Here is a 6,659-nt window from a genome sequence, read left to right on the forward strand (position 1 = left end):
GTATTGATCGTACCATGGCATGGCCCATCTTGGAAATGTAAATCCACTAAAAACAAAAGCCGGAGAAGTATAAAATAAAGCGGTATCACCCGAGAGCATTACATMTTTAAATAAAGCTGAAATAAAGAGACCAATTCCAATGCATGCTAATGAGAGTAGTGTATAAATAACAAAGAATTTGCCAGTGGCAGCTGAAATTCCAATATCGAAAAAGGGAAATACAACAAAAGCAATAAGTATAAAATTAACCCAGCTTATTACAAGGTGGGCAATGGTTTTAGCTGTAATTACGGTCAAGGCCGAACCCTTTGACAATTCATACAGCTCCTGCATTGTTTCAGTTTTCCATTCATAATTCAGGGCAAGCATACTGCTTACGATTAGTATCATTTGTATGCCCACGGTTATTAATCCGGGCACCAGATACTCCTGGTAATTGTAACTTGCATTATAGAGCTGATAAGAATTCAGTTTAATTGGATTGGCGAGCGCCATCGCCTGATCGGCTTTCATTCCTGTTTTTATCAGCTTCTTTAAAATTACACCCGAACTCCCGGTAATTACAACTTCGGCCACGGCCTTATATACCATTTTTGCTGGTACCAGAGACGCTGCATTGGTATACAGCGTTACATTAACCGGGTGTCTGCTGTAAATGTCTTTCTGCATGTTTACAGGGAAATGTATGGCTCCAAGTATTTTGMCCTGCTGTATTAGTCTTTCAACCTCGGCCTCACTGCTAACTCTTCTTGTAATGTTTAACGCTTCTCTTTGTTCCAGTAAAAAAGTAAGCTGTCGGCTAACTGGACTTTGGTCGTCATCCCATATGGCAAATGATAAATGTTTAGCTTCTTCTTTTTGGTAAATCACCGCATAGAATGAAAACAGAAGCACGGGAACAACCAGCATAACCAGGTAAAATACCTTTAAGCTGAGAATTCGCTTCCATTCCCTAATGATGATATGGCCAAAACGATTCATTAAGGCAGAATTAATGATGCAGTCATACCGGAACGTAGTCCTTTTACCCGTGATTGGTTTTCGGGCTTAAGCTCTATGGTAAAGGTTCTAAGTTCAAACTGCCCCTTATCTTTTGATGGTACCCAATTGGCAAATTCCAGTGTTGGCGATATTGAGGTTACTTTTACAGGGAAGATTTCAGGTTCGCATCCCGGTACTTTTACAGATGCAACCGCTCCTAATTTCAATAAGTTGGCTTTGTCCTGCCTGATGTTGAACCGTAAAAGTGTCGAATTCTTTTTTTCAATGGTCATCATAGGATAGCCTATTGATACGATCTCACCCTGATGGGTAACCAAACTCGAAATAACTCCATCTGCAGGAGCATAAACTTTGGTGTTATCTCCAAGAGCCTTTGTAAGCTCGTATGCCTGCTCTGCCTGTTTTACAATAGCATTAGCGGTTTTAAGCAGCTCGGGCCTTGTCCCTTCTTTCAGCATTTTTAAGTTCAGCTCTGCAGTTTCCATTTCTTTTTTAGCTGCCTGATATCTGAAATAGAATACATCTTTCTCTTGCCCTGATATCACATCAGCATTGTATAAACGTTCCATACGCTGATAAGTGGTGTTAAAAAGGTTGTACTGTTCCTGACTGATCTGATACAGCTTAGAAGTTGCTTCAATTAGCTCTGGTCTGGCGCCGTGGGTTAATAACTCTTGTTGACCTTTAGCTGCATCAATAGCTGAAAGTGCTTGGGCCTTAATGGCATCTATTTCGTTTGAACGTAATATGGCAACTAACTGTCCGCTTTTTACCGTATCTCCCTGCTCRACAAGCAGTGAATCCAATCTGCCCGGAAATTCTGCTGCTACGTCAACACTAGATGCGTCAACCATCCCAACAAAGTTGTTTTCATCTTCCTTGTTTCCCGCCAGAAAGAAAAATAAAGCAATAATTACTACCACTATAGGAATGAGCAGTGCCCAATAGTTTTTTAGAATGTTTTTCATCACTTAATGTATTGAGTTATTTGCTGTGGTTTACCTAGACTGTTGAAATATTCTGCTGCGGCTAAATAGTATCCAAACACTGCGGTATGGTAGCCTTTTTCAATTTCTGTTTCTATTAATAAAGCATCATTTACATCTTTTGGAGAGGAGAGTTGGTTTCTCATCCGTTCTGTGATCAGGCGGCTCGTGGTATGGGCATCCTTTCTTGCATTATCTAGTGATGCCACCTCATTTTGAAGAGATTTCATCTTGTTTCTGGCAACTGTAGATAAGACCTGTATTCCCAGACTTGCATTCTTCTCAGCAAGTTTTGCTTCTTCAATCAATTGTCTGGCTGCCAGTGTTCTTTTTCTTGTTTGTCCATTAAAAAGCGTCCATTGTAATTCTACACCAACAAACCAGTCGGGCATAAGTAGGGGCAGGTCTCTTTGATATAAATTATAATTCCCAATGGCAAAAATGTTGGGTAAAGAAAATGAACTGCTGATCTTTTCGGCTGTTTTAGCATACGAGATCTTACTGCCGGCCATTTTATATACAGGATTTGATTCCCAAAAATCGCCCTCAGGTTTAAATGGCTCAATAACTGCATATGTCAGCGTATCTGTAATTATTATTGCAGAGTCTAACGGGACGCCAAGTAGCTTGTTAAGTTCAATATAGGCATTTTGCTGCTCCAGCTTGATGTTATTGAAATGGCTTTCGGCCTGTGTTAGTATTACATTTGTCCAGCTTTTCTGATAAGGCGCAAGGATTTGGTTTTTCACCAGTTCCTGGGCATAATTGTTGTTTTTGGTTAGCGCATCAACCATTATCTGCTGCTTATTGAACAGGGTATTTAAATATAAAATGCGCAGGTATTGTGCTGCAATCAAAAAATCGACTTCTTTATTTACCAGATCAACGTTGATATCTGCAGAATTTACAAGGGATTGAGCCAGGTTACTGGCAGCATCAAGTTTGTTTCCCAGAAAAATGGGTTGCCTTACACCTAAGCCGGCTACAAAATAAGATTGCTTACTTAAACTCGGATTATAGTTGGGATAAACGCTCCCGATAATATTTTTGGAAGCATTATATATCCGGTCTTGTGCGGCTTGCGACAAATCATTGCCGGTAACCTCTTTAAATACTTCATTTGCAGCATTAACACTTTGCTTTGAAGAACCCTCTACAATACCATCTTTTACTGTCTGCAAATTTACCGTTAATGGGCTGCTAAGGTAAGTATAGCTAGATAGCAGGTCTACTTTGGGCAAGTAGCTTTTCTTCTCGGCCTGCAAATTATACTGACTGGATAGCAGTGCAGATTTTGCTTGTCTGAGCGTCATGTTATGATCCCGGGCGAGATTAAAACATGTTTCAAGAGAGGTCGTTTGGCCGTTTGCTGTAACAACAAAAATTGCCAGTATCATGAGTAGTAAGTACCACTTAAGATGGTTTGTTGGTTTGTTTCTCATCGATCCAGGTTAATGAGTACTATAACTTTAAACTTTACATGGCTTACGTGTTGAATAAAGTTGATCTTATCTATCAACTCTCTCCAGGCTAATAAAGTTTTAAAAATTTACATTAAATTTTCGATTTATGAAACTTAATAATGATAATTGGCGCTTAAAGTTTAACCCTGACGGCAAACCTTTATCTGAAAAGCATTTGCCGGATTACCTACTGTCATCATTTTAAACTCATCCCGTGTAATCCCCAATTCAAATAAGGAAGGTTTTAATACTCCAAAAATGGTGTTATAAGGTATTGAGTTGCCATTTTTAAAAGCGTTGAAAGCAGCTTTGCCGCCTTCTTCTGTAACGGCAAAACCATCGTCATGAGAAATCAATACTTTATGTAGCAGGCCTTCACCTTTTAATCTGTAAATATGATTTCGATATTGAACAATCGAGTCCCTGTCTTCATTAATGCCATCTAAACTAATCCAGCAACCTTTTTTTGCCAGTTCAACGTGGAAAAATCCTGTTGGATCATTTTGTGCATGTACCCAGATTAGAGCTTCCGGACTTACCCCTGCTTTAATAAGGATTTCGACTTCCYGGCGCGCAGCGGCACCATTTCCTGTATGTATGGCTATTTTTAAACCACTTTTTAGATGGGCAATTGCTGCGGCTTTAATTAATTTTTCTTCAATAGGTTTCAGTGGTGCACTATCTACTCCAAGTTTTATAAAACCAGGGCGGATATCGGTTCCATCGATTCCATTCTCCCATTCTTTTAGCCATCTGGTAGCTAACTCTTCACTGGTTTCTGTAAAGGCGTGGTTGGGTAGATATTTATGTCCTACTGCTGCGTAATAGCCTGTATTGGTTATAATGTTAATGCCACTGGCTTTTGAAAGTAATCTTAGTAATTCTACATTTCTGCCGATATGTGCAGGAGTACACTCAATAATGGTGGTGACGCCAGATTTTTTAGCAGCTTTTAAATAGGGAAGCAACAGGTTTGCTGTTACTTCATTATCGTATTCGGGACGCGTATCAGGTTCTGCGCCTTTAAAATCGGTAATAATGTGTTCATGTGATAAGGTAAGGCCCATTGAATTTGTCTCAATTTTGCCATTCACAGTCATTACAAAACCTTTTTCAGCTCCAGATGATTCTGCTGCAAGCGCTAGAAAACTCGGATATAAACTGATAAAACCTGCAAAACAGGAAAGAGATATAAACTGACGTCGCTCCATATACAAAAATAATTTAATYACCGGTATTTTTATGTAGTTAGTAGGGCTATGCTTTACCTATGGCTCAGGAATGCTTAAGGTTAGCCCAGAAGCAGAGCAAATGCACCTTTGTCTTTTTTCCACCCTTTAAAAGTGAATTATGCTACAATTTGAATTGTATCTGGTTTTATTGCATCTTTATTAAGCTGTTAAGCATACCTTTWACTTTATTTGAGATATTATAAATTTGTTTTAATGAGCAAACAAAAGACGAATTCCGGGCTTTTATTAAAATTAACAATTGGTTTTGTTGGTATAGCATTATTTGTGTCTTTAACAGGTGTAAAAACGCCTTCAACGCAAAATCCAATAATTGCTCAAACGGCTGTTAAATCAGTTGATTTTCTCAATAGCATTGGCGTAAACTCAGCGATCTCGAAGCGGGGAGAATCTTTGGACAAGACTATCGAGCTAATGAAGTATACAGGCATCAGATGGATTCGTGCAGGTTATGAAGGAGATATTCCTGAGGCAGATTTCATTAAACTCCATAAAGAGACAGGTGTTAGATTTAGCTACGGTCTGTTAAGTGGCGGAACTGACATTAAAAGGTTGTTAGCGGGAGCCAGAAAGCTCGATGCAGTAGGAGCCCTGCTGGCTTTTGAAGGTTCTAACGAACCAAACAACTGGGGGTTTAAATATAAAGGGGCAGAGGGCGGAAAGAACTTAACCTGGTTGCCGGTTGCTCAATTACAAAAGGATTTATATGATGCAGTTAAAAGTGACAAAACATTGAAAAAGTATCCGGTATGGGATCTTTGTGAAAATGGAGCACAAACTGATAATGTAGGATTACAATTTCTTARAATACCAAAAGGGGCTGGCACATCAATGCCTGATGGAACTAAATATGCTGATTTTGCAACATGTCATAATTATTTCTCACATCCTTCCCATCCGGGACTGTACGATAACCAAACATGGAATGCTGCCGATCCGGGGCCACTGTGTAAGGTTGACGGGCTCTATGGCAATTATGGAAAAACCTGGAGAGGAAAACATAAGGGATATACCGAAAACGAACTTTTAACATTACCGCGGGTTACAACTGAAACAGGGGGAACGCTAACTGATGAAATAACTGAAGAGAAGCAAGCCCGACTTTACCTGAACTTATACCTGTCGCAATTCAAGAGGAACTGGAGGTATACTGCTGTTTATTTATTGCGAGACAGGGTAGATGAGGCAGGTAATCAAACTTTTGGTTTTTATAAGCCAGATTATAGCCCAAGAAAATCAGCCATATATTTACACAACTTAACTACAATTCTGGCCGACAAACCATTAAAGTTTAGCTTAGGGAAATTAGCTTTCCAAATTATTGGTCAACCTGAAACTGTGCATACGCTATTGCTCCAAAAAAGTAATGGCAGGTTTGAATTGGTAATTTGGGGAGAAAAAGCAAAGGGCACTGAAGAAATAGAAATAAAACTAAGCAAGGCATATCCTCTGGTAAAAGTTTATGATCCTACAAAGGGCACAGAAGCAGTTGCTATTTGGTTTATTAAACAGGAGCGGGGCGAAATACATCATGTAAAGCAGTTGCTAATAACAGCAAAATGGTGGTGGTTAAGTGCAGGGATGTTATTGAGCGTAGTTTATGTATTTATTCATGGAATGATGTACCGATCGTCATTTGCTGCGGTATCGAGCAAAATATCAATAGCAGATGGCACCATTCTTTTTTTAAAGCGAAACTTTGTGAGTGTTTTCTTGCCGGCTGGTGGGGTCTCATCGTTGGCTTTTTTTAGTGTGCCAATAGAAAAGAAGGGGGTAAGCAGATCACAAATTAATTTTGCCTCGTCTATATATGGTTTTGTGGGTATCTTATCGGTATTGGTAATTGCCATACCTGTATTTGTTTATGGCGTTTTAGAAGGAACTTTAGGTCAGGGAGAGTGGTTTGGTTTGTTGGCAGCCTTGCTGTTAATTGCCGGTATATATTTGTTGTACAGGTC

General features: G+C 39.4%; 4 protein-coding genes and 1 pseudogene. 1 reads left to right on the forward strand and 4 read right to left on the reverse strand.

What is annotated here, in order from left to right; genetic code table 11:
• From AC1DG9_RS21630 to AC1DG9_RS21645, 4 genes are all read right to left on the reverse strand, one after another.
• Window positions 1–981, reverse strand: a 981-nt coding sequence (locus AC1DG9_RS21630) for an ABC transporter permease (protein WP_477635216.1), incomplete at its 3' end; no start/stop codon positions are given.
• Complete coding sequence (locus AC1DG9_RS21635; protein WP_337715228.1) at window positions 981–1,970, reverse strand: HlyD family secretion protein; 990 nt, start codon at window positions 1,968–1,970, stop codon at window positions 981–983. The genes AC1DG9_RS21630 and AC1DG9_RS21635, both read right to left, overlap by 1 nt.
• A complete protein-coding gene (locus AC1DG9_RS21640; RefSeq protein WP_337715226.1) occupies window positions 1,970–3,430 on the reverse strand; it encodes a TolC family protein in 1,461 nt (486 codons plus the stop codon). The genes AC1DG9_RS21635 and AC1DG9_RS21640 overlap by 1 nt, the downstream gene beginning before the upstream one ends.
• A 161-nt stretch (window positions 3,431–3,591) precedes the next feature.
• The gene (locus tag AC1DG9_RS21645; protein WP_477635217.1) at window positions 3,592–4,662 is read right to left on the reverse strand and encodes a phosphotriesterase family protein; all 1,071 of its coding nucleotides are present in this window, start codon (window positions 4,660–4,662) and stop codon (window positions 3,592–3,594) included.
• Between the two features lie 234 nt (window positions 4,663–4,896).
• Between AC1DG9_RS21645 and AC1DG9_RS21650 the strand changes: the two are divergent.
• Window positions 4,897–6,659 (forward strand): annotated as a pseudogene (locus AC1DG9_RS21650) (hypothetical protein); the annotation flags it as partial.

Source organism: Pedobacter sp. 05L430 (assembly GCF_056397585.1).

Coding starts and splice junctions, on each gene's coding strand:
- AC1DG9_RS21640 (WP_337715226.1), bottom strand. CDS start 3,430: ATGAGAAACAAACCAACAAACCATCTTAAGTGGTACTTACTACTCATG.